The organism is Sphingomonas sp. Leaf28 (genome assembly GCF_001421685.1).
In the GTDB taxonomy this organism is placed as follows: Bacteria; Pseudomonadota; Alphaproteobacteria; order Sphingomonadales; family Sphingomonadaceae; genus Sphingomonas; species Sphingomonas aurantiaca.
Map to the genome: position 1 here is coordinate 517,963 of NZ_LMKX01000008.1, position 25,055 is coordinate 543,017.

General features: G+C 66.5%; 24 protein-coding genes and 1 tRNA gene. 4 read left to right on the forward strand and 21 right to left on the reverse strand.

The genetic code is table 11. The features are described 5' to 3' along the window. Window positions 1-9: 9 nt before the first annotated feature. Window positions 10-1,113 (forward strand): fatty acid desaturase family protein, encoded by a 1,104-nt coding sequence (locus tag ASE79_RS12855; RefSeq protein ID WP_056417357.1) that lies wholly within the window; start codon window positions 10-12, stop codon window positions 1,111-1,113. Window positions 1,114-1,151: 38 nt separating this feature from the next. On the opposite strand, the gene lptG is transcribed toward ASE79_RS12855, so the two are convergent. From lptG to hspQ, 13 genes are all read right to left on the reverse strand, one after another. Then, the gene (gene lptG / locus ASE79_RS12860) at window positions 1,152-2,252 is read right to left on the reverse strand and encodes an LPS export ABC transporter permease LptG (RefSeq protein ID WP_056417025.1); all 1,101 of its coding nucleotides are present in this window, start codon (window positions 2,250-2,252) and stop codon (window positions 1,152-1,154) included. Continuing rightward, window positions 2,249-3,442: an LPS export ABC transporter permease LptF gene (gene lptF / locus ASE79_RS12865; protein WP_200910373.1), complete on the reverse strand. Its 1,194-nt coding sequence runs from the start codon at window positions 3,440-3,442 to the stop codon at window positions 2,249-2,251. The genes lptG and lptF overlap by 4 nt, the downstream gene beginning before the upstream one ends. A gap of 101 nt (window positions 3,443-3,543) precedes the next feature. Beyond that, window positions 3,544-5,517, reverse strand: a complete 1,974-nt coding sequence (locus ASE79_RS12870) for an ATP-binding protein (protein ID WP_056417027.1) — start codon at window positions 5,515-5,517, stop codon at window positions 3,544-3,546. 99 nt (window positions 5,518-5,616) lie between these two features. Beyond that, window positions 5,617-6,879, reverse strand: a complete 1,263-nt coding sequence (gene spt, locus ASE79_RS12875) for a serine palmitoyltransferase (protein ID WP_056417030.1) — start codon at window positions 6,877-6,879, stop codon at window positions 5,617-5,619. Window positions 6,880-7,031: 152 nt separating this feature from the next. Continuing rightward, the gene (locus ASE79_RS12880) at window positions 7,032-7,274 is read right to left on the reverse strand and encodes an acyl carrier protein (RefSeq protein ID WP_056021671.1); all 243 of its coding nucleotides are present in this window, start codon (window positions 7,272-7,274) and stop codon (window positions 7,032-7,034) included. Window positions 7,275-7,332: 58 nt separating this feature from the next. After that, entirely contained in the window at window positions 7,333-8,232 is a 900-nt protein-coding gene (locus ASE79_RS12885; RefSeq protein WP_056417032.1) for an NAD-dependent epimerase/dehydratase family protein, read from the reverse strand. Window positions 8,233-8,266: 34 nt separating this feature from the next. Next, the gene (gene proB / locus ASE79_RS12890) at window positions 8,267-9,364 is read right to left on the reverse strand and encodes a glutamate 5-kinase (protein ID WP_056417035.1); all 1,098 of its coding nucleotides are present in this window, start codon (window positions 9,362-9,364) and stop codon (window positions 8,267-8,269) included. Window positions 9,365-9,462: 98 nt separating this feature from the next. Beyond that, a complete protein-coding gene (gene obgE / locus ASE79_RS12895; RefSeq protein WP_056417038.1) occupies window positions 9,463-10,509 on the reverse strand; it encodes a GTPase ObgE in 1,047 nt (348 codons plus the stop codon). Window positions 10,510-10,576: 67 nt separating this feature from the next. Continuing rightward, entirely contained in the window at window positions 10,577-11,176 is a 600-nt protein-coding gene (locus ASE79_RS12900; protein ID WP_056417041.1) for a TetR/AcrR family transcriptional regulator, read from the reverse strand. 284 nt (window positions 11,177-11,460) lie between these two features. Beyond that, a complete protein-coding gene (locus ASE79_RS12905; protein ID WP_235516917.1) occupies window positions 11,461-12,006 on the reverse strand; it encodes a GNAT family N-acetyltransferase in 546 nt (181 codons plus the stop codon). A 175-nt stretch (window positions 12,007-12,181) separates the two neighbouring features. Further along, complete coding sequence (gene rpmA / locus ASE79_RS12910; RefSeq protein WP_056417044.1) at window positions 12,182-12,472, reverse strand: 50S ribosomal protein L27; 291 nt, start codon at window positions 12,470-12,472, stop codon at window positions 12,182-12,184. A gap of 13 nt (window positions 12,473-12,485) precedes the next feature. After that, complete coding sequence (rplU, locus tag ASE79_RS12915) at window positions 12,486-12,833, reverse strand: 50S ribosomal protein L21 (RefSeq protein ID WP_056417047.1); 348 nt, start codon at window positions 12,831-12,833, stop codon at window positions 12,486-12,488. 253 nt (window positions 12,834-13,086) lie between these two features. Next, entirely contained in the window at window positions 13,087-13,482 is a 396-nt protein-coding gene (hspQ, locus tag ASE79_RS12920) for a heat shock protein HspQ (protein ID WP_056417366.1), read from the reverse strand. A 155-nt stretch (window positions 13,483-13,637) separates the two neighbouring features. Here hspQ and ASE79_RS12925 point away from each other — a divergent pair. Beyond that, a tRNA-Ser gene (locus ASE79_RS12925) sits at window positions 13,638-13,727 on the forward strand. Window positions 13,728-13,860: 133 nt separating this feature from the next. Here the strand turns inward: ASE79_RS12925 and ASE79_RS12930 are convergent. The 6 genes from ASE79_RS12930 to ASE79_RS12955 all read right to left on the reverse strand — a co-directional run bounded on the left by ASE79_RS12930 (window position 13,861) and on the right by ASE79_RS12955 (window position 20,288). After that, window positions 13,861-14,397, reverse strand: a complete 537-nt coding sequence (locus tag ASE79_RS12930) for a nuclear transport factor 2 family protein (RefSeq protein ID WP_056417049.1) — start codon at window positions 14,395-14,397, stop codon at window positions 13,861-13,863. Between the two features lie 54 nt (window positions 14,398-14,451). After that, entirely contained in the window at window positions 14,452-16,785 is a 2,334-nt protein-coding gene (locus ASE79_RS12935; protein WP_056417053.1) for a TonB-dependent receptor, read from the reverse strand. Between the two features lie 24 nt (window positions 16,786-16,809). Then, window positions 16,810-17,778, reverse strand: coding sequence for a hypothetical protein (locus ASE79_RS12940; RefSeq protein WP_082445301.1), 969 nt, complete (start codon window positions 17,776-17,778; stop codon window positions 16,810-16,812). 29 nt (window positions 17,779-17,807) lie between these two features. After that, the gene (locus ASE79_RS12945) at window positions 17,808-18,488 is read right to left on the reverse strand and encodes a hypothetical protein (protein ID WP_056417058.1); all 681 of its coding nucleotides are present in this window, start codon (window positions 18,486-18,488) and stop codon (window positions 17,808-17,810) included. A 426-nt stretch (window positions 18,489-18,914) separates the two neighbouring features. Continuing rightward, complete coding sequence (locus tag ASE79_RS12950) at window positions 18,915-19,721, reverse strand: hypothetical protein (RefSeq protein WP_056417062.1); 807 nt, start codon at window positions 19,719-19,721, stop codon at window positions 18,915-18,917. 63 nt (window positions 19,722-19,784) lie between these two features. Continuing rightward, window positions 19,785-20,288 carry a TIGR02594 family protein gene (locus ASE79_RS12955; RefSeq protein ID WP_056417066.1) on the reverse strand — a complete coding sequence of 168 codons (504 nt, stop codon included), beginning with the start codon at window positions 20,286-20,288 and terminating at the stop codon, window positions 19,785-19,787. 211 nt (window positions 20,289-20,499) lie between these two features. Here ASE79_RS12955 and ASE79_RS12960 point away from each other — a divergent pair, with 211 nt between their 5' ends. Then, a complete protein-coding gene (locus tag ASE79_RS12960; RefSeq protein WP_056417069.1) occupies window positions 20,500-21,153 on the forward strand; it encodes an outer membrane protein in 654 nt (217 codons plus the stop codon). Between the two features lie 70 nt (window positions 21,154-21,223). Here the strand turns inward: ASE79_RS12960 and ASE79_RS12965 are convergent, their stop codons facing one another. Continuing rightward, window positions 21,224-22,393: a sensor histidine kinase gene (locus tag ASE79_RS12965; protein ID WP_235516919.1), complete on the reverse strand. Its 1,170-nt coding sequence runs from the start codon at window positions 22,391-22,393 to the stop codon at window positions 21,224-21,226. 13 nt (window positions 22,394-22,406) lie between these two features. Next, the gene (locus ASE79_RS12970; RefSeq protein WP_056417369.1) at window positions 22,407-23,639 is read right to left on the reverse strand and encodes a sigma-54-dependent transcriptional regulator; all 1,233 of its coding nucleotides are present in this window, start codon (window positions 23,637-23,639) and stop codon (window positions 22,407-22,409) included. A 127-nt stretch (window positions 23,640-23,766) separates the two neighbouring features. On the opposite strand from ASE79_RS12970, the gene ASE79_RS12975 reads away from it, so the two are divergent. After that, window positions 23,767-25,047 carry an efflux RND transporter periplasmic adaptor subunit gene (locus ASE79_RS12975; RefSeq protein ID WP_235516921.1) on the forward strand — a complete coding sequence of 427 codons (1,281 nt, stop codon included), beginning with the start codon at window positions 23,767-23,769 and terminating at the stop codon, window positions 25,045-25,047. Window positions 25,048-25,055 lie beyond the last annotated feature (8 nt).

The window sequence follows — 25,055 nt, forward strand, 5'->3', positions numbered from 1 at the left end:
GATATGCCCATGGACACCTCGCTCAGCCTCGCTCGCGGCACGGCCGCTCCCGTTCCAGCCACACCCGTAGCCGGTGCCGGGGTGGTGCGTATCGCCGACGACAAGGCGATGCTGCGCGCGGCCGCGGATCTGACGCGCGATCTCGTGAAGCCGCGGCCGTCGGTCTATTGGGGCGACCTGATCGCGTCGGTCGCGCTCGGCTATGGCGCGCTGGTGGTGGCGGCGACGAGCGGTTCGACCGTGGTCGTGGTGGTCGCCGCGATCGTGTCGGTGCTCGGGCTGTACCGTGGGTTGAGCTTCATCCATGAAGTCAGCCACATGAAGCACGCGTCGGTGCCCAACTTCCGGCTGGGCTGGAACATCCTCGTCGGCGTCCCGATGATGACGCCGTCGTTCATGTATGAGGGCGTCCACAACCTACATCACGCCAAGACCCGATATGGCACGGTCGAGGATCCCGAATATCTGCCGCTCGCGCTGATGAAGCCGTGGACGTTGCCGCTGTTCATCGTCGTTTCCGCGCTGGCACCGATCGCGCTGCTGATCCGGTTTGCGATCCTGTCGCCGCTCTCGCTGCTGTCGCCCAAGCTGCGGACGATGGTCGTCGAGCGCTATTCGGCGCTCGCGATCAACCCGCAATTCCGTCGTCGTGCGCCGGAGGGCGAGGCGAAGGCCTATTGGAACCGCCTCGAAGTAGCCGCGAGCCTGTGGGCGATCACGCTGATCGGGATCACCGTGGCGGGCGTGCTGCCGCTGCGTGCGTTCCTGACGATCCTTGGCGTGGCATCGGCGTTTGCGGTGCTCAACCAGGTCCGCACGCTGGTCGCGCATCTGTGGGAGAATGACGGCGAGCCGATGACGGTGACCGCGCAGTATCTCGACACGGTCAACGTGCCGCCGCCGGCGCTGCTGCCGGCGCTGTGGGCGCCGGTGGGCCTGCGCTATCACGCGCTGCACCACCTGTTGCCGGGGCTGCCCTATCACGCGTTGGGCGAGGCGCATCGCCGGATCTCGGCGGAACTGGATGCGATGTCGCCTTATCACAAGGCGAGCTATCCGGGGTTGCCGGGGCTGGTCAGCAAGATCGCGCGCAGCACGATGGTCCGCCGCTGAGACTGGCCTCCCGCTGCGGCGGGAGGCCAACCGCCGGATTATTCCTCGGAGCGGATCAGCACCGCTTCGCCGATCAGGAAGAACAGCAGGAACGGCGCCCAGGCGGCGAGGAACGGTGGGTAGGCGCCGAGATTGCCCATCGCTAGCGCGAAATTGTCCGCGACGAAGAACGCGAAGCCCAGCGCCATGCCGATCACCGCGCGGACGAACAGCTTGCCCGAGCGTGCGATACCGAAGGCCGCGACCGCGCCGAGGAGCGGCATCAACACCGACGACAACGGCCCCGACAGCTTGTGCCACAGTGACCCCTCGAGCGCCTTGGTGGGTCGGCCTGCGTCGGACAGGTCGGCGATCGCGGCCTTGAGCGCGCCGAACGACAGCCCGTCCGCATCGACGCTCGCCAGCGTGAACTGATCGGGTCGAACATCCTTGCCGATCACCACGGACCCGAGCTTGGTATCGGTGCCGCGCGCGACGTCGAACCGGGTCGCAGGGCCGACCAGCCAGCCACCGGCAGGGGCGCGCTTGCCATGATCGGCGCGCAGGATCGCGACGAGATTGCCGCCCGTGCGATCGTACAGCGTGATTCCGCCAAGCCGCGTCGCATCGCCGCGGCCGCGGATCTGCGCCACCTCGATCAGGTCGTCGCCGTCGCGCACCCACACATTGGCGCGGTCGCCGCGGTCGATCGGAAGCTTGCCGTAATTCACCTTCTGCCACTGGTTGAGCGTCGCGGTCGCGCGCGCCACCACCCGGTCGTTGAAGACGAAGCTGATCACCGCGACGCCGAGGCTGGCGACTAGCAGCGGCGCCAGCACCTGGTGCGCGGACAGGCCCGAGCCCTTCAGCGCGACGATCTCGCTGTTCTGGTTCATCGTGATTAGTGTCAGGATCGTGCCGAGCAGCACCGAGAAGGGCAGGAAGCGCGACACGATCTGCGGCACGCGCAGCGACACATATTGCCACACCTGCGCATCGCCGTTGCCGGGAAAGGCAAGGATGTCGCCCGACTCGCTCAACAGGTCGAGCGCCTGGAGGACGAGCACGAGCGCGGCCAGCACGGCGAACGTCCGCAACAGGAACATCCGGCCCATGTAGATCGCGACCGTGCGCGACGGGAAGAAGCTGACGGTTTTCATGCGGCCTTGCTCTTGCGGAAGCCCGGAATGCGTTTCGTGATGGCCTTGAACGTCTTCGAGAAGACGCGTTCTAGCGCACCGATCGGCTGGCCGCCGGGGACATAGGCGATCGTGTAGTACATCCACAGGATCAACCCGGCGAAGATCGTGAACGGCACCCACAATGCGACGATCGGGTCGATCCGGCCGAGCTCGCCGACATCGGCGGCGTACTGGTTCACCTTGTGATAGGTGACGATCATCACGATCGACAGGAACACGCCGAGCGCGGACGAGGATCGCTTGGGCGGTACGCCGAGCGCGAGCGCCAGCAGCGGCAACAGGAACATCGTCGCGACCTCCGCCAGGCGGAAATGGAATTCGGAGCGGCTGCCGTCGCGCTGCTCCAGCGTCGCACCGCGCTGGCCCTGCTTGGCGAGTTCGGGCAGCGTATATTCGAGATTGCGCCCGCCGCGGACCCGGAAGCTCTCGAACTTGGGCAGGTTGATCGGCAGATCGTGGCTGGTGAAGGTCAGCACGCGCGGCGTCTTGAATTCGGGCCGGTTGTGGACGAGCGTGCCGTTGGCGAGCCGGAAGATGATGACGTTGGGATCGTCGGTCGCCAGGAACTTGCCCCTCTCCGCGGTCACCCCCAGCCAGTCGCCATTCTGGCTCTGCGCATGGACGAAGATGCCCGACAGCTCGCGGCCCTTGTCCTTGCTCTCCTCGATCCGCAGCGTCATCTTGCTGCCGAGATTGGTGAACTCGCCGACCTTGATCGAGGCGCCGAGCGCGCCGGTGCGCAGCTCGAACCGCAGCCCCTCGTAATAATAGCGCGCGATCGGCTGGACATAGCCGACGATCGCGAGGTTCAGCAGCGCCAGCGCGATCGTGTACATATAGGGCACGCGTAGCAGCCGGTTGTAGCTCATGCCGACGCCGCGCAGCACGTCGAGCTCGGACGAGGTCGACAGCCGGCGAAACGCGAGCAGGATGCCGAGCATCAGCCCGATCGGAATGCCGAGCCCCAGATATTCGGGCAGCAGGTTGGCGAGCATCCGCCAGACGACGCTGATCGGGCCGCCCTGCGTCGCGACGAAATTGAACAGCCCGAGCATGCGATCGAGCACGAACAGCATGACGGCGATCAGCAGCGTCGAAAACAGCGGCACCGCGATCAGCCGGGCCATGTAGCGGTCGATGGATTTCATGCGCGGATAGGGCTCGGTATGCTGGGTCGAAGGGGTATAGGGGGGCGCAGCCGAGGCGTCATCCCCAATCGCACCGCAATGGATTGCACGTCGCCAAGCCCTTATTCCGCCGCGATCCGCTCGTGCTGCGCGGGGGAGGGGGCGCGTTCCGCTGCCAACGCCGCGATGACCGCGCGTTCAAGCCCGTTGAGCGTGAAGGGTTTGCGCAGCACGTCATGCCCGCCGAACTGCGCGACATTCACCTCGCCCGCAAAGCCGGTGACGAACAGGACGGCGATATGCGGATACAGTGGGCTGAGCGCTGCGATCATCTCGGGCCCCGTCTGCCGCGGCATCAGCACGTCGGAGATGATGAGCCCGATCGTCGGGTTCGCCGCGAGCAGCGCGGGCGCGGCGAGTGGATCGTCGCAGGCGATCGCCCGGTGGCCGATCTCCTCGAGAGCGCCGATCGTCGCGGTCAGCACGCGCGGATCGTCCTCGACGACGAGGATGTCGAGCATTGCCGCCGCCGGTGCGGCCGGTGCGACGTTGGTCGACACCGGAAGCACGGACGCGGGCAACGGCACGGCCACGGCCACGGCGTCGGCGGTCCGGGGGAGGTAGAGCGTGACCGCGGTGCCTTCGCCGGGCGTCGAGGCGATGGCGACCTCTCCCTCCAGCTGCTGTACCAGCGCGAAGATCTGGCTGAGCCCGAGACCCGTGCCCTTGCCGACGTCCTTGGTGGTGAAGAACGGCTCGAACACGCGCTCGGCGATGTCGGGCGTCATCCCGCAGCCATCGTCGACTACACTGATCGTGACATATGCGCCCGCCGCGCACTGGCCGACCTGCCCCGCCGCCAGCGTTGCGGTGCCGGTGGCGATCGTCAGCGTGCCGCGGCCGTTCATCGCATCGCGCGCGTTGACCGCCAGGTTGAGCACCGCGTTCTCGAGCTGGACTCGATCGGCGCGCACGCATCCCCCCGGCGTCTCCGCGCGCGCGATCAGCGTGATCGCATCGCCGAGCGTGCGGTCGAGCAGGTCGGACATGCCCGCGACCAGTGCAGCGGCGTCGATCGATTCGGGCTTTAGCGAATCCTCGCGGCTGAAGGCGAGCAGGCGGCGGGTCAGCGCGGCCGCGCGGTTCGCGCCTTCGGTGGCGTTGTCGATGTGGCGGCGTGCGTCGGCATGATCGGCACCGATGCTCCGCCGCGCGAGTTCCAGCCCGCCCAGCACGACCGCCAGCATGTTGTTGAAGTCGTGCGCGATGCCGCCGGTTAGCTGGCCGACCGCCTCCATTTTCTGGATCTGGCGCAGCTTGGCCTCCTGCACGCGCAGTTCGGCGGTGGCGGCGGCGACCGCGGCAGTCAGCTCGGCGGCGCGCTCGCGTTCAAGCTCGGCGTCGGCCAGCGCGGTCGCGCGCTCGCCGACCGCGCGGATCGTGAACCAGCCGAGCAGGATCGCGCCGAGCACCAGCAGCACGCCGAACACCGCCAGCACGCCCGCAACCCGGCTCGACCGATCGACCGACCCCATCGCGCTCGCAGTCCGCTCGTCGAGCAGCGCGCGTTCACGGGCGATCAGCGTGTCGAGCGTGGCGTTGATCTCGATGAGCGTCGGCGCCTTGCGCGCCTGGTAATAGCGCGCCAGCGCCTGGCTGTTCTTGCCGTAGCTCGTGTTCAGCGCGGTCAGCGACAGTTCGCGCCCGCGCGCATCATAGGCGGCGCGCAGCCGGTCGATCCGGGTCTGCTGCTCGGGATTGTCGCCGGTGATCCGGTCGAGACGGTCGATCTGCGATCCGGCAAGTACCCATTCGTCGAAATAGAGCTGGCCGAGCTGCTTGTCGCCGCTGATCACGTAGCGTCCGAGCGACGCCTCCGACCGCGCGATCGTCCCCGACAGCGTCCGCGCGAGGATCATCACGTCATAGCTATGCGCTTGCAGGTCGAGTGCCTGGTCGCGCTGGCGGTTGGCGCTGCCGAGCGTCACGATCATCGCGACGAGCACCGCCGCGCCGAGCAGCCCCATCACGACGAGCATGATAGTCCGCCAGGTCGCTCCGCCCCCCAGGGCTGCGGTCTGGGCCTCGCTGCGCATCACCGTCCCATCCTAGCGAGTCGTTGCCCCTGCGCAATGATGTCAATTTTAACGCAGCCGGCCTGTCCGATCCTTCCCCCGGGGGGGGAGGATCGAGGGTCAGTCGATCACCCCGACGGCACGGCCCGCGGCCTCGAACATGCCGAGGATCGTCGCGACCTGCGCGTCGGTATGCTCGGCGCAGAGCGAGCAGCGCAGCAGGAACGTGCCCGCGGGCGTTGCCGGCGGGCGCGCCATGTTCACGTACAGCCCGCCCTCGAGCAGCGACTGCCAGATCGCGATCGCCTGTTCCTGGTCGGTGAGGATGATCGCGATGATCGCCGAATCGGACGTCTCGGTGCCGAGTTTGAAGCCCATCGCCTTGAGGCCCGCATGCATCGCCCGCGCGTTCTTCCAGAGCTGTGCGCGCTTGTCGTGCGCGGTCATCAGCTTGCGGATCGAGGTCGCGGCGGTGGCGACGACCGAGGGGGGGAGCGAGGCGGTGAAGATGTAGGGACGGCAGGCGAAGCGGACCATCTCGAACTTGGGGTGGTTCGACACGACGAAGCCGCCGACCGTGCCGACCGACTTCGAGAAGGTGCCGACAACGAAATCGACCTCGTCGGTCAGCCCCATCTCCTCGTACACGCCGCGGCCGTTGGGGCCGAAAAACCCCATCGAATGCGCTTCGTCGACCAGCACCATGCAGCCATGCTTCTTGGCGACCGCGACCATCTCCTTCAGCGGGGCGATGTCGCCGAGCATCGAATAGACGCCCTCGAGCACCACCAGCTTGCCGGCTTCCTTGGGTAGACGGCCGAGCCGCTTGTCGAGATCGGCGACGTCGTTGTGGCGGAAGCGGACGATCTCGGCATTGCCCTGCTTGCAGCCGTCGTAGATCGAGGCGTGGCTGTCGGCGTCGAGGATGACGTATTCGCCCTTGCCGGCGAGCGTCGAGATGATCCCGAGATTGGCCATGTACCCGGTCGAGAACACGATCGCGCCGGTCACGTCGTAGAACTCGCGCAGGGCTTGCTCGACGTCGACATGGTCGTGGAACGTGCCGTTGAGCATCCGGCTGCCATTGGTGCCCGACCCGAACGCGTCGAGCGCGTCTTTGCCGGCCTGGATGACGTCGGGGTCGAACGTCATCCCCATGTAATTATAGGTGCCGAGCAGGATCGTGTCCTTGCCGCGGATCACCGCCTCGGTCGGCGACTTCACCTCGTCCATCACGATCGTGAACGGGTTGCGCACGCCGGACCGCACGAGCGCCTCGCGTTCGGCGATGAGGCCGTCGAACTTCGACATCAGGTCGTGTTCGGGGGCGACCTCGGCGACGTCGAGGGGGAGGGCGTGGGCGGTGGTGGCGGCTTCGGTCATGTTCGGTTCCAAGAGGTTGGAATTTGATAACGCCTCAAGCCGTTCGTCCCGAGTAGTCATCGAGCTTGTCGAGATGGCGTATCGAAGGACATGTACCTCGATACGGGCTCTCGACTACGCTCGATCCCTACTCGGCACGAACGGCAATGGGGTCAGGCCTTCAGTTTCGCGACCGCGTCGACCAGCTGGCCGACGGTCTCGATCTCGGCCTGCATGTTCATCGTGATGATGATGTCGAATTCGTCCTCGATCGCGGCGACGAAATCCATGACGGTCAGGCTGTCCCATTCGAGATCGCCCTGGAAGGTGGTCGCGTCGGTCAGCGCGACGCCCTTCTTGTTGAAGGGCTCGATCTGCGCGGTGACGGTGTCGTAGATCTGCTGGCGGTCGCTCATGATAATTCCTTCGGTGTCGCCACCATTCCTGACAGGAAATTGCGGCGGCTTTTCGGCGCTATAGCAGCCCCGCGGCGCGATACCATGCGGCGGTTTGCGCGAGCGCCTGTGGGGTCGGGACCGCGGGCGTCCAGAGCGCAGGCGGGGGCGGCGCGTGCGACACCCAGTCGGGGTGGCAGAAATAGCTTACCCGGTCGCGCGTCAGTCGCGCCTTCTTGCCGCGGACGAGGCGATCCGCGGCGGAGGCCAGCAGCATCAGCGCGCGCGGAGTCGGCATCACGCGGACGGACTTGCCGACCGCGGTGCCGATCGCGCGCGCGAAATCGCGATTGTCCCAGCCGGTCGCGACGCCGTCATCGGGCTCCATGATCGACGGCGCGGCAGGGATCTCGGCGAGCGCGAGCAACAGCGTCGTCAGGTCCTCGACATAGAGCAGCGAGATGCGCGTGCCCACCGGCGGCACGGGTACGAAGCCCGACCTGGCGGCCTTGAACACGTCGAGCAGGTCATGATCGCGCGGACCGAAGATCGCGGGCGGGCGGACGATTGTCCAGTCGAGCCCGGATGCTTCGACGCGCGTCTCCGCCTCGGCCTTCGACCAGCCATAGTTGGACAGCGCTGGCTCGCGCGCGGCGAGCGACGAGACATGGACGAAGCGGCGGATGCCGGCGAGCCGGGTCGCCTTCAGGATCGCTTCGGTGCCCGCGATATTACCCGCGGCGAAAGCGGCGCGATCGGGCACGTTGACGACGCCCGCGACGTGGATCACGACGTCCGCGCCCTCGACCAGCTTGCCCAGGCTCATCGGGCGATCGAGCGCGCCTTCGATCCAGGTGACGCCGGTCCGCTTGGCCTGCGGCTTGCGGGCGAGCGCGCGGATCGTGTGGCCGGTCTCGAGCGCATGGTCGATAAGGTGGCTGCCGACGAACCCCGTGCCGCCGGTGATGGCCAGAATCATGGTCGCGTTCCCGGGGTGAACAGAGCGCGGCCGATCACAGCAGCGCCAGATGGTTGCGGTGGACCAGCGCGGACCGCGGCGCGTAGCCGAGGATCGCCGCATGATCGTCGCTGTGCCGGCCGAGCAGGCGTGCGGTGTCGGCGGCGTCGTATTCCGCGAGGCCGCGCGCGATCGTGCCCGCAGGCCCCTCGATCGTCACCAGGTCGCCGCGCGCGAACCCGCCGTCGATCCGGGTCGCGCCGGCTGCGAGCAGGCTCCGGCCCTGGCCGAGCGCGGCTGCCGCCCCCGCATCGACATGGATCGCACCCTTCGCGGTCAGGCCGCCCGCCAGCCAGGCTTTCCGCGCCGACGCGGTGCGTTCGGCGGTGAAGAGCGTGTGGCGGGCAGGGGTGGAGAGCGGATGCGCGACCCGGCCCGAGGCGATCGCCAGCGGGATGCCGGCGCCGGTCGCGATCCGCGCCGCGGCAATCTTCGAGGCCATGCCGCCCGAGCCCATGCCCGAGCCCGACCCGTCGTCCGCCATGCCCGCAACCGCGTCGATCCGGGGGACGCTGGCGATATGCGTCGCGGACGGGTCGGTGTGCGGGTTGGCGGTGTAGAGCCCGTCGACGTCGGAGAGCAGGATCACCCCTTGCGCACCGGCCGCCTGCGCGACTCGCGCGGCGAGGCGGTCATTGTCGCCGAAGCGGATTTCCTCGGTCGCGACGCTGTCGTTCTCGTTGATGACCGGGACGACCTTGAGCGACAGCAGGCGGTTGAGCGTCGAGGCGGCGTTGAGATAGCGGCGGCGGTCCTCGAGGTCGTCGAGCGTGACGAGCATCTGCGCGGCGTTGAGTCCCTGCGCGGCGAGCAATTCGGCCCAGACCTGGCTCAGCGCGATCTGGCCGGTGGCGGCGGCGGCCTGCGCGTCCTCGAGACTTGCGCGGCCTCCCTTCGAAAGCCCGAGTCGGCGTGCGCCCAAGGCGATCGCGCCGGAGGACACGATCGCGATCTGCTGGCCCTCGCTGGTGCGCGCGGCGATATCGGCGACGAGGCCCGTGAGCCAGTCGCGTCGGACGCTGCCGTCGGGATCGACGAGCAGCGCCGAGCCGATCTTCACGATCAGCCGCGCGCAGGACGAAGGTGGAAACATCACTGCTCCCTCTTATCACGCTACGCCCGCGTCGCCGCTCTTCGCGGATACGCTCGTTGATCAGCACGTTGGCATCCACCGCGGTACCGATCGTTGGCCTACAGCGGCGACCATGCGACCGGGACTTCGCCCTCTTCGAGGTCCTTCGCCGCGCCGGGGGCCGGGCCGATCGCGCCGATCAGCTTGTCGAGCACCGCTTCGATCCCGGCACCGCTCGCGCCCGAGATCGCCATGACCTCGGCGCCGCTGGCCTCCGCCAGCTCTGCCGACAACGCCGCGATCAGTTCGGCATCGAGCATGTCGATCTTGTTGAGCGCGACGATGACGTTCTTGTCGGTCAGCCCCTCGCCGTAGTTCTCGAGCTCGTCGCGCACGATCCGGTACGATTCGGCGACGTCCGCGTCGTTCGCATCCACGAGATGCAGCAACACCCGGCACCGCTCGATATGCCCGAGGAAGCGGTCACCGATGCCCGCGCCCTCGGCAGCACCCTGGATCAGCCCCGGAATATCCGCGACGACGAATTCGCGCTGCTTGTGGCGCACAACGCCCAGCTGCGGCCGGGTGGTGGTGAAGGCGTATTCGCCGACCTTGGCCTGCGCGTTCGTCACCTGGTTGATGAAGGTCGACTTGCCCGCGTTCGGCAGCCCGACAAGACCCGCATCGGCGAGCAGCTTCAGCCGCAGCCAGACCCACGCCTCGCCATAGGGCCAGCCAGTGCCATGCTGGCGCGGGGTGCGGTTGGTCGAGGTCTTGTAGCTGGCGTTGCCGCGCCCGCCGTCGCCGCCGCGGAACAGCACTTCGCGCTGGCCGACTTGCGTGAAGTCGATCAGCACCTCTTCCTTGTCCTCCGACAGCACCTGCGTGCCGAGCGGAACGCGGATCACGAGATCCTCGCCGCCCGCGCCGGTGCGGTTCGAGCCCGATCCGCCCGAGCCGCGTGGTGCGCGGAAATGCTGCGTGTAGCGGAAGTCGATCAGCGTGTTCAGGCCGGCGATGCATTCGAACACGATGTCGCCGCCCTTGCCGCCATTGCCGCCGTCGGGGCCGCCATATTCGATATATTTCTCGCGCCGGAAGCTGACGGCACCGGGGCCGCCCTCACCCGAACGGACGTAGATCTTGGCTTGGTCTAGAAAATGCATCGCCGCCCCATAGCGAAATTGGCGAAAATCGCCAGTGTCTGCGATTCGGGTTCCGATTCGGTGACGCTCAGCCCGATGGGCAGGCGGCGGCGTCCTTGCTCGCGAGCAGTGCGTCGAGCGCGAGTTCGCGTGCCCTGGTCGCGGGCAAACCGAGCGCGCGGGCCATCGGCGCCCCCATCAGTGCGTCGCCGAGCGCCATCAACACCAGCGTCAGCGTCTGGTCCTGGATCGGCTGGTCGCCGGGCATGTCGCCCTCGGCGAGTTCGTCGACCAGATCGTGGATCGCGGTCAGAATCGGGTCGAGCGCGTCGGTATTGCCCGACAGGATCATCCAGCTTGCCAGTGCGCCCGCACCGCCCTTGCCGAACGCGTCGAACGTCATCTCGACGACTTCGCGCGGATCAAGCTCGCCCGCGCGCACCCGCAGCACCGCGGCGCCGATCGTGCCGACGATATCCGCCGCCATCCGCGTGATCAGCGCGGTCTGCAGCGCTTCCGCCGAGCCGAAATGGTGGAGCAGATTGGCGTGCGTCCGCCCGATCCGGCCCGCCACCGCCTTCAAGGTGACGGCGCTGGGGCCGCTTTCGACGAGCAGCGCGCGCGCGGCCTCGACGGCGGCGTCACGCGATTCGGTGGGGGAGAGGCGCTTGCGCGGTGGTGACGTCACGGGACGGGAACCTATTTACATCGCTGTAAGTAAAGAATGTTGATCCCTGTTTGGAGGTTTCCGTGGGGAAAGCAACCATGCCTGCCGATTCGGGATCCCCGCTTTTGCGGGCCAAAGGGAGGTGGGGGGAGTCGCCCCGTCACCAGATGCACCACCCCGGCGAGGCTGGGGCCCAGCTGGGGGACGGTACCGACGGAAATCATCGCGTCGTTACGACGACCATGCCAACTGGGCCCCGGCCTTTGCCGGGGTGGAGTCGTACTCTCAGGGGAAAGGCGCGCGGCTCACGCCGCCATCGGCATCGGCGCGCATCGATCGTCATCGAGATCGAGTTCGAACATCACCGCGGGCGCCTCGCCCCCGCGCCCGCGCGAGGTCCGCGGCTCGATCCGACCTGTGGGTCGGAACCCGAGCTTCGCCAGCACACGCCCCGACGCCGGGTTGTCGACGAAGTGGAACGCGTCCAGCCGGCGCAGGCCCAGAGCGTGGCGGGCCATTGCCACCACCGCCACGCCGGCCTCGGTCGCATAGCCGCGACCCCAGGCGTCCGGCGCCAGCCAATAGCCGAGTTCATGGCCCGCCTCCGCCGCCCGGATGGCGATCCCGCCGACGAGTCGCGGCGTACCGACGTCCATCGTCTCGATCAGGAAATGGGGGTCGTGCGCGCCACGCGGCTGCGCCAGAAACGCCTCGGCATCGTCCAGCGTATAGGGCCAGGGCGCATGCGCCAGCTTGGCGATGACCGACTCATGGCCGATCGCCCGTGCCAATGCAGGCGCATCTTCCGGCCAGCCTGGCCGCAACGTCAGTCTCTTGGTGCGCGCGAACACGGCTCTCTCCTTCACGCATCGCGCCTGACGCCCTGCCATGTCCGAATGACAGGGCAGCGACAGGCGAGGGGGAGGGAGCAATAAAAAAGGGAGCCGGGGTGACCCGTCTCCCTTGTTCAGGTTCGCTTTCGCGACCCGGGTCACCCTGGTGGGCAACCCGGATGGTTACCCGATGTTATTCGGCTGCTGCTGCCATGTCGGCAACGTCGTTCGCTGCCAGCTCGACCGAGCAGAACTTGCGACCAAGTTTGCCCTGGCTGAACACGACGCGGCCATCGACCAGCGCGAACAGCGTGTGGTCCGTGCCGATGCCGACATTGGTGCCCGGGTAGAACTTCGTCCCGCGCTGACGCACGAGGATGTTGCCAGCGACGCACGCCTGGCCACCGAACTTCTTTACGCCGAGACGACGACCGGCCGAATCGCGACCGTTGCGCGAAGAGCCGCCTGCTTTCTTATGTGCCATCTGAAGCTACTCCTTATGCCTGAGCGGCCGGGGCGGTTTCGCCCTCGTTGCTCTTTGCAGTGTGGCCGCCGACCGACACGATCTTCAGGATCGTGTGCTGCTGGCGATGGCCGTTCTTGCGACGATAGTTGTGACGACGACGCTTCTTGAAGACGATGACCTTGTCCGCCTTCGCCTGCGCGATGATCTCTGCGGCGACGGTGAAACCCTCGACCGAGCGCAGCTCCGAGCCTTCGCCCGCCAGCAGCACATCGCCCAGCGTCACCGACGCCCCTGCATCGCCCTCGATCTTTTCGACGACGATCTTATCTCCGGCGGCGACGCGATACTGCTTGCCGCCCGTGCGCACGACTGCGAACATGGCCCTTGTCACTTTCCAAATACATGTGCCCCACGAACGCAAGGTCCGCCGGGAGAAGCCGGGCAGCTAAGCGAGGGGGGGGGCGTTGTCAACCGTGAAGGGGCGGCGACGGGGTGTTTAAGGGTGCAGGTCGTCCGCCTGCCGTCGCATCGTCAGGGCCCGGATGCGGAATTATTCCGCCGCACGGACGGCGGACCAGGCCCGACTCGCGCGTCGGATCTGGAACCGGCTTTTGCCAGCGGTCCGATTCGCCTCAGTGCCGGTGAACCTGTCGCAGCGCGTACCGGCCGTCCGCATAATCGCTGAACAGGCCCGAGATCGCCGGATGGTCGACCGGCTCGTCGCTATCGTCGGGCACCAGGTTCTGCTGGCTGACATAGGCGACGTAGCTCGACTCCATGTTCTCGGCGAGAAGATGGTAGAAGGGCTGGTCCTTCGACGGCCGAATATCCTCGGGGATCGCCGCATACCATTCGTCGCTGTTCGCAAAGACCGGATCGACGTCGAAGATAACCCCGCGGAAATCGAACAGCCGGTGGCGCACGACGTCGCCGATCGAGAAATTCGCGTGCGAGATCGGCGGCGCGACCACCTCGACGGGGACGAGCGGACTGGTGATGTCGTGGGCAATACTATCGTGTCGGGGCATATCCGCCAATTTAGGGGCTGTTTTGCGCCGCACAAGGAAAACGCGCCGAGCGGTGCGCGCAGGGCCAAAATCCGCTTGCGTCCCCAGGATCACTTCATTAGAGGCCGCGCTTCGACCGATCGGAGGCGCTGTTCGCAGAGCTTCGGATGACCTGCGGAGAGGTGGCAGAGTGGTCGAACGTACCGCACTCGAAATGCGGCGTACCCGCGAGGGTACCGTGGGTTCGAATCCCACCCTCTCCGCCAACTTCCCATAGCAACCGGTCTCATCCCGTCCCGCAAGGGGCGGATCTGCCCTCGTTTCGCGCCGACCGGACGATGCGCCCGGGCCCCAGAGAAGAGCTATGCGTAACCGATGCCCGAGGGCGTCATGCCAGTGTCAGCGGGGCATGGGCCGCGCATCTGGTGGCGGGCTGCCGATCTGCGCGGGGATCGCATCCCAATGTTCTGCGAGCTTACCGCCCGCGATCCGGAACATGTTGAAGAGGAATACCGGGCGGATGCGACCCGATGCGTCGGGAACGTCACGGCTGGTGACCAGGATGACGCGATCGCCGTCGGCCATCAGCGCGACGCGCCTGGCGGGCTGGTTCATGCCGGGGGGAAGCGGGCCGGCAGGAACGGCCTCGGCGTTGCGGATAAACGCTTCGCGCGCAGTGCCCTGTCCCGACTCGCCCTCGCGATGCTGGATGTAATCGGGACTGAGGTAGCGCTCAGCGATGTGTCGTGCCTGCTGGGCCATGGTCCCGGCCGCGTTGGCGGCGTCGAGCGCGCGGTAGAAGTCCAGGACGAGGTTCTCGTTGACGATCTCGGCGGGCGTATTCGTCGCGGCCGGTGCAGGCGTGCTCAACGCCACGCCCGTCAGAAGTGGCAGCCACGCCAACCGCATGCCGGCACGTTTCTTGGCAACCATCATCCCATCATCTCCTCTTGCGATTGATGCGCTCGACCGCCGCCGTTTCGTGGCGGTCTAGAATTTCGTGCTGAGAACGAGGCCGTATGTGCGCGGATCGGACAGTTCGCGGGTGGCCGCGATCAGGCCCTGTCCGGTCGCGTTCACGCCCGCCAGGTTGACCCCGGCATTGATGTTGTACCGATTATTGCTGACGTTCCGGACATAGGCCGACAGCGACAGCCGGTTATCGCGCGACCGCCATGTTGCGGTAACGTCCTCGACGAATTGCGATCCCGTGCGCGCGGCGTCCAGCGCGCCGTCCACCAGGTTCTGCCTGAGTGGGGCCGAGTAAAAGGTGCTCAGGAACCGAACGTCGCCATGCAGCGTGATGCTCGACCCATCCGACAGGTCGATGTCGTGATCGTAATTGACCTGAGTCCGGAAGGGGATGACGTTCGGAATGTCCTTGCGCGAAAAATAATAGTCGAAGGTCCTGGTGCTGCCGGGAACTGCTTGTTCGCGCCTGTCGACGAAATACGCCTTGGTGTAGCTCGAGTTTATTCCGATGCGATCGCGCGGCGTCGGCTGGAAGGAGATTTCCAGCTCGCCGCCATAGGCGCGGGCCGGGGCGGAGATGGCAGTGAACGCGGTCAGCCCGATGATGTCGCTGATGTTGATGTTGCCGACCTGATAGCCGCCATAGACATAGTAGAAGGCGGATCCATTGACCTGAAGGCGGTTGCCGAAAAATCGGTTCTTCGATCCCACTTCATACGATGTCAGCGTTTCGGTCTTGAACTCGACCGCGCTCGGGGCGCCGGTCCTGCCGGTTGTCACGCTGAGATCGCCCGGTGAGAACCCGGACGACGTCAGCGCATAGAGGAGGTTTCGGGGGCTCAGGTCATGTTCGAGGCGCACCTTGTACGTGACGTTGCGATACGTCCGTTTCCCCTCCTGACCGGACAGCGTCTGGGTTTGCAGGATCTCCGGATAGCCATAGGTCGTCGAACCGAGCGGGCCGCCGCAGCACAGGTTGAGATTGGCCGTATAGGTCTGGTCGACCGCGACCTTGGAGTAATCGTAGCGCAGCCCGGCGTTCAGCCGCGTGGTGTCGGCCAGCGCGTATGTGGCCTCGCCGAACACGCCGGCCGCGGTCGTTTTCTTGGCGACGTCGGAGTTGTACAACAGCGCGCCGGAATAGCCGTCGGTCGCCTTCACGATGCTGCGCAGGTCGTTCTGATAATATAGCGCGCCGATCTGCCATTTCAGCTTGCCGCCCTGCTGCGACGCGAGCCGAAGCTCGTGCGTCATGAACTCGTCCTTGGGCGTGGAGATGTCCTGATCGACGGCCAGGCCGATGGCCGGCACGCGTCCGTAATTCAACGCGCTCGACGTCCATGTGCGGAATGCCGGGATATACACTAGATTGGCGCCGCCAAGGTCGAGATTGAACTCCGCCCAATATTGGCGGAATTTGTTGGTGCCCGGCCCGACGTCGCCATAGAGCTTGTCGTAGGTCCCGTCGGCCTGCAGGTTCATCGAATTGCCGGAGCTGTAGATCTTGTTGTTCTGGCCGGCGACGCCGAGCAGGACCGAAAAGGTGCTGGTCGGCGCGATCAGCATTTTTGCGCGGAAATCGGTGCTCCGCATCGCGCCGCCGCGATAGCCGAGCTCGCCCTTGTCGACGTCATGCGTGTCATATCCGTCGCGGCTGTAGTAATTGCCCGAAACGCGCAGCGCGATGACGTCGGACACGAGGGGGACGTTCACCGCGCCATAATAATGCTCGAGATCATAGTTGCCGGCCTCTGCGGCGATGTTGCCCTCGACGATGCCGAGCGCCGGGTCGCGCGTCTTGATCACGACGACACCGGTGGTCGCGCTGCGGCCGTATAGCGTGCCTTGCGGACCGCGCAGGATCTCGACGCGGTCGATATCGTACGAACTGCCGACGCCATTGTAGATGCCGTCGACATAGATCGCGGCGGACGTCGCGATCGATGTCGCGGATCCACCGACGCCGGAATTGGACGGAATGCCGCGAATGGTGAGCCCGGCGGCGGGCGAGTCGTTGCCCGACGACGATCCCGCCATGCCGGTCGGGGTCGCCGCGGCGCCGCCGCTGACACCGGGCACGTCCTCCAGTATGGCACTCAGCGCAAACTTGCCCGCGGCCAGAAGATCCGATCCCGAGCGCACGCTGACCGAGGCGGCAGCACGTTGCAGCGTCTCGGACTGGCGCTGCGCAGTGACGACGATGTCGGGCAGCTCGCTCGACGATTGCGTGTCCGTCGCGTTCGCCGGTGTCGTCTGGGCCGCGACCGGCGTGGTCTGTGCGCTGGCTGCTCCGGTCCCGCCGAAGAGTGCGGCCTGACTCGCCGCCATCAGCAGCAAAACCTTCCTGTTCATAGCATCCACCCTCTGTTTTTGTTTTTAATCCGCTGTTTCGGCGACGAGCCCGGCATCGGTTACGCCGCTCGGATCGCCGACCTGTTCTTCGCAATTATATTCCTTGAAGACCGGTAGATTGGGATGCCACGCGAACCGCCTGACGATGTTCCAGGGGTGGGTGTAATATTGCGGGTCTTCGATGGTCGTTATGATCTCGAGGAAGGGTTTGCCGTCGCCAAGGTTCACCTTGCGGATGCGCTGAACCAGGCGACCATTGGGCGAGAGCGGCGTTCCGTCGACATCGAGCCAAAGCGCTTGCTTGAAACCGGTACTTTCCACGACGAGCGTATCGCCTTCCCAATGACCGATCGAGCGCCCCATGAAGTCGGTGCCGCCGGGCAGTGGCGTGGTCTTCGGGTCGAGGGATATGTTCCATCGACCATGATATTCCTCGAAGATGAACGCGACCCAGGTCTTTCCCTGCACGATCTGGAAGGGGAAATTGAGATCGCGCTGCCATTGCGGACCTGGTGGGAGGCATTTGGCGGAGGCGTTGATGAACGGCTTTCCGGCCTCGGCGGATCGGACGCGGCGGGCGATGACATTGGCGCCGGCCATCGTCACGGGCGGCTCCGCCCCGTACATGTCCTTCTGGATGCGCACTTCGAGCGGTTGATCGTGATACCATATGCCCTGGAAATCGCGGGGATCCGCGGGCGATACGGGGTCGTCGGCGGTTACCGGCGGCTGCGGAAAAAGCCCGGCCTTCATCGGCGGCGGTAGCGCGGTCAGGATCTTCTGCGCCTCCGTCAGCGGCGGGAGCGGCGGCGGAGCCAACCCCGCCCCGGGACCGCGGCCCGGGGGTGGAGGGGCGGGGGCGTTGCCCGACGGAGGTCCACCGGGCGGCGGTGCCGCCATCTGAGCAACGGCGACGCCTGCGCCGAGGTTGAGGATGCCGGCCGTCAGGGCCAGCATGCGGGCGCGGGATGAATGCTTGCGGTAAGCGGTCATGCTGGATGCTCCGAGTTCGTTCGCGCTGCTCATTTCCCACGCATGGCGCGCGCAGCGGTGTCGCGACGGTCGAGGCAGACATGCTCCGGGAAGAACGGCGTGGCGGGCTGTCGCGTGTAGGTGACCACGCCACCCCAGGGTTTTGCGTAATAGATCGGGTCGTCGATCGTGATCCGGTCTTCCAGCGTGTCGGCATCGACCAGTCGGATGCGCTCGGTGACCCTCATGTCACTGCTGTGCGGCATGATATCGTCGATCAGCGTGCGATCGCTTACGTCGACCGTCTCGGCGACCAGCGCGTCGCCCTCCCACCGCCCGGTGGTCTGGCCGGTCATCTGCGGCGCGAGCAATGGTTCGGTCGGCCGCCCGCGCATGTCGATCTGACGCAGGGCGCGGTTCCATTCGAAGTCAAACGTGACGACGCCCAGCCGCTGCCAGATCCTGAACCGCATCGGCGTCAGCATGAGCCGCGGAACGCCCGGGCTCGAACAGCGCGATATCGTGATATCGTAATCGTCGTACTTGTGTTGCGATCTGAGGCGCTTGTTTTCCGCAAGAGCCTTGCGTCCTTCCGCGGTCAGCACGACCGGCGTCGAAGCTTCGAGGCTGTTGGATGGTTTCGCTATCTTCCAGACGCCCTCAAAATCGGAGATCGTCGTTGCCTGACCGTGCGCCGGTGTGCAGATAGTCAGCAGGGCCATGCCCGCCATGCCGGTCGTCACAAACCAATTATGTATAGCGGGAATATTCGTTCGAAAAACCCGCTGCATGATGCACGTTAAGATCATGGCTACCCCTCACTAGGTGGTAACCATAAGAGCAGATATAACCGAATTGGCTTAGATGACTCATCTGGATGATATGAGCCCATATTTACAAGTTTTTAGGCCCCCTTTTAGGGGGCGTTACAGCAAGTACTAATAAAAGCATGATTTTTATTGTTCGCGTTACCTAGGCAGTTCGGTACGAATGGCACTATAGGGGGAAGCCGCTAGCCAAGTCCCGATCTCGCATTGGCAGCATCACACCCTTCGCAAGCTACCGCGACGAGGACCAAACGCGCTTTGGCGCGACGGGCAACCGGAAAACACCGGGCGATCCGCTGACGAAACGATCGTCGCGTTCAGCCCGGTCGATCAATCGCTGATCGTCCAGCCGAGTTTTGGATCCCGTCCGCGCACGGGCTGGGCTGCCTTGAGCGCCCGGTCGAAGCGCGCATCGGCGTCGACCTCGGCGGTGGGGGGCGAACTGCTGGGCGGCACGTATCTGAAGACCGGAGATGCGACGATCGCGGTGGGCGCGGGCAAAGGCAGGGCAGCGCCGGCGACGGGGTCGACCGCGCGCCTGGATGGCCGGAGGTTCGAACCCCGGATATAGGTTCCGCCATCGACGATCGTCGTCATGCCACTTCGCGCGATGCCGCCGGGTACCAGCGACGCGACACCCCCGGTTCCATAGCCCGACAGATACACCTCCCGACCGAACGCGTCGCGGCTTGCCAAGATCGGCACCCCGGGCTGAGCACCGTCCGGACCGCCGAGGATGCGCAGGATCTCGAGCACGTCGGCCGTGTAGCAGCTCGTCATCTTCCTGGACCGGCAGCCGATCGGCGGCCCCGCGTCTTGACTCGGTCGAGCATAGACCGTCGCCATGTTGAGTGCGCGTGACCTGGATTCGCTGCCCCCCAGCAGGAACAGATAGCGGTAGCCCAGATCATGGGCACGCTCGGCGGCGCGGTACAACGCCATGTCGATCGCATCGCCGCGGGCATGGATCGCGGCGTCGATGCGCCATGATCCGTCCTTTTCGGTTCTGTCCTTGTAGCCGATCTCGAAGCCGATCCCACGTCGCTTCATCGGGCCATAATAGGGCGCATCATCGCCGCCGGCCCAGGCCGGCTGCGCGATCGCGAGTAGGAGGACGCAAGACCAGAGGCGCTTCATCGCGGATCCTTGAAGTAGAGCGCGCCGCTGTACCGCGCGATCGTTAAGCTCCGGTTGCCTCGACTATGCCTCGTCCGTCGAGATCGGCTTGCGGGCCGCCATCTGGACCGGCTTGCCGATGACGGGGCGGCCGTCCGGCCAGCGCCGCGCGATGCACCGATCCTTGGCAACCCTTGCGATGGTGACGGCATCGCCCTGATTGCCGCCGAGGACGTGATACGCCGCGTCATCCTCGCCGACATAGAAGCCGACATGACCGCCGCCCGGACGTTCGAATACCAGCACCGCGCCAGGCGCCAGCCGTTCGGGGCGAAGCGCCTGACCCCATGTCGCCCACGACGTCGCGCGCACGGCGATCGCTACCGGCGCGATCCCGTCCTCCTGCAGGCAATAGGCGACGAACACGCCGCACCACGGCACGCTGTCGGCGTTGTAGACCATGCCCAGCACCTTCGTGCCGAGCCGCTTCGCCCAGCCGAGAATGGTCGCGCTGTTTGCGGATCCGTCAGCCTCTCTGGTACCCAGTTTTGACTTGGCTGCCTTCAGCCATGCCGGCTCTCTCGCCATGATACTCGCCCTCAGATTTGCTGATTTGACACCGCGCCTCAGCCATCGCCTTTGTCGATAGGAGCGCAGCGATCTACTCGCGGCGTCGCGTTGCACCGATTTCGCGCAACTGCCGCTTTTGGACAGAAATAGTACCATTTTATTCAGTTTGTTAATTCAATTCCGCTTTTAAGGCCGGAGCTGGCGATCGCGCTCGCTACGGGAGGAATCAATGAAGATCGTTGCCATGGGAGCCGTTGTCGCGGCTGCCTTCGTATCCACGTCGGCCTCGGCGCAAGACATCGTCCAGACGTTCAACGGGCCGCGCATAGAGTTGCGCGCCGGTTGGGATAACCCCGATATTCGCGCGACCTTGCAGGATGCGGGCAATCGCGTCAGCCAGTCGGCCGACAAGAGCGGCGTGTCTTATGGTGGCGAAGTCGGTTACGATTTCAGCCCCGACAACAAGATGGTCATCGGTGCCTATGCGGGCCTCGAAGGTTCCACGGTCAAGGCCTGCGGCGAACTGTACGGCGCGGATCGCCTGTGCCTGCGTGCTGGGCGCAACATCACGGCGGGCGCTCGCGTGGGCGTCGTCCTGGACCAGAAGTTCCTGATCTATGGCAAGGGCGGGTATTCAAACGGCCGCGTATCGGTCGACTACCGCGACTATGAATTCATTCTCCCGGACGAGAATGTAGGCCGCACGTTCGACGGCTTCCATGTGGGCGGTGGTATCGAAGCCTCGGTCGGCAGCGGCGTCTATGGTCGACTGGAGTATGTCTATACCAACTATGGTCGTGTCTCGGCGGAGACCGACGTGCTGACCGCGAGCCTGAAGCCGACCCGGCAACAGGTCGTGTATGCGATGGGCGTTCGCTTCTGATGTGACGGTGACCAGCATGGCGTCGGGGTTTGCCGACGTCATGCTGGTCCTGCGGTAAGCCCAGGCGCGGTCAACCGGCTGCGATCGACGGGACCATGCTCTCGAAACGGGTCGCGCCTGCACTGGAGTGCGCGAGCGTCAGATCGCCATTGTGGCCGCGCAGGATCTGGCGGGCGAGGGCCAGTCCTACGCCGGACCCCTCCTTCTTGGTGGTGAAGAATGGGCGGAAGATGTCGGCCTGGTTGCCGACCGGGATGCCTGGCCCGTTATCGGTCATCGTGACCAGCGTTTGCCCGACCTGCGCGCGGATCGCCAGGGTGACGCTCGGGGCTGGCGTGGCGTGCAACGCTTCGGCGGCGTTCTGCAGGACCGCCCAGATCGCCGCGGTCAGCTGATCCGGATCCGCGTGCATGTGAGCGGGTGCCTCGCGCAGGTCCGTGCTGAACGCGATCGTCGGCCAGCGGGTGACGAACAGCGCCTCGAGATCGCTCACGAACGGCGTGACGGATAGGCGCTCCGGGGCGGGTGCCGGGAGTTTGGCAAGCGCGCGGTAGCTTTCGCCGAAACGGTGGAGACTGGCGGCGCGACGCGCGACCGTCAGAATCGCATCGCGTATCTGGGGCAGCGCGGGGTCCGGATCGTCGAGCATCGCGACCGCGGTCTCGGCGAGCGAGGCGATCGGGGTCAGTGCGTTGACGATCTCATGGCTGAGCACCTGGACGAGATCGCGCAGCGCCGCGGCCTCGGCCCCCTTCAACTCGGCATCGATATCGATCAGCGCGCCGATCCGGGTCATCCGCCCGGCAAGCGCGAGGTCGCCGGTGGCCAGCGCGAAGCTGCGGACATTGGTGTCACGGCCGATGTCGATCGTGGCGGTGCGGCCGGGGCGGGTGTCGGAGAGCGCAGCGACAAGGCCCTTGGGTGGATCGACGACCCTGTCGTTCGCGCCGAGCAGATGCCGCGCGGCACGGTTGACGACGTGCAGGCGACCATCGTCGAGCGCGACCAGCGGGGCGGGGGACAGATCGAGATAGGCGGTGAGCCGCCGCCGCTCCTCCTCGCCGGGCGAAACAGGGACAGGCGGCGGCGGTACCGGTCGCTGCGGGCGGGTGTCGACCAGGTCGAGCGCGGCAGTCCACACCGCGATCAGCGCGGCGAGCACCGCCGTCGCATAGAGGCCGCGCGTGGCGGCAACCGCGCCGGCGGCGCCGACCGCGGCGACGACCAGCGTGCGGAGCATGCGGCGAACCCGGTCAGAGGCCATGGCGCGCCATTCGTCGATAGAGCGCAGCGCGCGTCAGCCCGAGGTCGGCGGCGGCGCGGCTGACGTTGAAGGCGTGGCGGTTGAGCGCCGCGGCGATCAGCGTTCCCTCGTTGCGGGCCAGCGACAGATCCGGCGCGAGCGGCTGCGGCGCAGTCACGTCGGGCGACCGCAGGATGTCGCCTGCGGTGTAGATAGCGCCGTTGCCGAGCAGCACCGCGCGCTCCATCGCCAGCCGCAAGCCGCGGATATTGTCCGGCCAGCGATCCGCCGCGATTCCCTGTGCCGCATCGTCGCCAAGCGGCCGGTTGGGCTTGCCGTGGCGATAGGCGAACAGCGCGAGAAAATGCCGCGCGAGCAGCAGCACGTCGTCTCCGCGCTCGGCAAGCGGCGGCAGCGCGATCGGGATCGTGCCGATCCGGTCGAGCAGATCTTCGCTTATCCCCGTGCGCAGCCCTTCGCCGTCGCGGCGCGTGGTTGCGACCGTGCGGACGGTGCCGAGACTGCGCAGCAGATCGGCGTGCAGCGCGCGCGGCAGGCGGTCGATATGATCGATCACCAGCGTTCCGCCCGCCGCTTCGGCGGCGCAACCGGCGATGCTCGCCGCATCTGCCGCCTCGGCATCCAGCGTGACGAGCGGCCCGTGCGACTGCGCCGAGGCCTGATGGATCAGCTGTGCCAGCAAAGTCTTGCCCGTGCCCGCGGCGCCGTGGACGAGGATCGGCGCGGTGGTGGGCGCGATCCGTGCGATCATGTCGCGCGCGCGGGCGATCGCCGCGCTGTCGCCGAGCAGGACGCCGCCCGACACTGGCGGGATTGCTGCGGTTTCCAGCCTCGCGCGGCGCAGCGCCACGCCGCGTTCGACCGTCGTCAGCAGGCGTTCGTTGTGCCACGGCTTGATGACGAAATCGGCCGCCCCGCTGCGCATCGCGCGCACGGCGACCGCGATCCCGCTATGCCCGGTGACGACGATCACGACCGCGCGCGCATCCGCCGCGATCAGCCGGTCGAGCATCGCGAACCCCTCGTCGCCGCTCGTCCGCCCGCGTGCGAAATTCAGGTCGAGCAGGATGACGTCGACCGGCTCGCCCGCCAGCAGGACCCATGCCGAGTCCGGGTCGGCCGCGGTCGACACGCGCATCCCGTGCCGCTCGAGCAACAGTCGTGCTGCCTTGGCGATGTCGGGATCGTCGTCGATGACGAGGATGTGCGATTCGGTTGACATGCCCGCCATAGTGTCCGGAAACGGACAGTCGGTACAGTTATGGTGTTCGTTCATCCAAGCTGATCACGAACTCTCGAACAATACCAGTATCTTAGGGTATCGTCCGACGGTCGCGTACACTGCCCGCATGACGGAAACCCTGGCCGGAACCGGCGCCGCGATGGATCGGCGCATAGAGCGCCCGCACGCGAAGCGGCGCAAGCGCATCGTGCGCGGTGCGATCCTGTTCGCGATCGTCGTCGCGGCGGGGATGCTGTGGTTACTGATGCCGGGCGCCAATGCGCTGACCGTCGATGCCGCGGCGATCCGCACCGGAGAGGTCACGCGAGCGCCGTTCCGCGATTACGTGCCGCTGCGGGCCGAGGTGGCGCCGCTGCACACCGTGTTCGTGACCGCGATCTCGGGCGGGCAGGTCGCCGAGATCGCATCGAGCGACGGCGTGATGGTCGCCGCGGGCACGCCGCTCGCGCGGCTGTCGAATCCTGCGCTCGAACTCGATGTCGCCAGCCGCTCTGCCGATATCGCCGGACAGCTTAGCGCGATCAGCGGACAGCGGCTGTCGGTGCAGACCGCGCGCCAGACCAGCGGCCGCGACGTCGCGGACGCGCGCAACGCGCTGTCCCAGGCGCAGACGTTGCTCGCGCAGAAACAGGTGCTGTTCGACAAGGGGATCATCACGCGTGCCGCGATCGATCCGGTACGCCAGGACGTGACGTTCCAGACCGCGCGCGTCGCCGCGCTCGATGCCGGCATGGCGCAGGCGGGGGCGACGCTCGCGGATCAGTCCGCGGGGATCGCCGCGACCGCACGCCAGTTGCGCGAAAGCCTCGCGATGGTGCGCGCGAGCCTGTCCGCGCTCGTGCTGCGCGCGCCGGTCGCGGGACGGCTGACCGCGTTCACGCTGCAGCCGGGACAGACGCTCAAGAGCGGCGATCCGGTCGGGCAGATCGATTCGGAGGGACAGTGGAAGCTGACCGCCGACGTCGATCAATATTATCTGGGGCGCGTCCGTACCGGGCTCGCCGCCACCGCCGATCTCGACGGGCGCAGCTACCCGATGGCGGTGCTCAAGGTCCTGCCGCAGGTGACCGAGGGCCGGTTTCGTATCGAACTGGCGTTTCGCGGCGCGGCGCCCACCGGGCTGAACCGCGGCCAGACCCTCGACGTGCGGCTCGTGCTCGGTGCGGATCGGCCCGCGGTGGTCGTGCCGTCGGGCGGCTGGCTCGACGCGGGCGGGACCACCGCATTCGTGCTCGACGGTGACGCCAGGGCGGTGCGCCGCGCGATCGTCACCGGCAGGCGCAATCCCGACCAGGTCGAGATCGTCTCCGGCCTCGCACCCGGCGAGCGGATCGTGACGACCGCGCTCAACACCTACGCCCCCTTCCAGACGCTTCTCATCCGATAGGACCGATC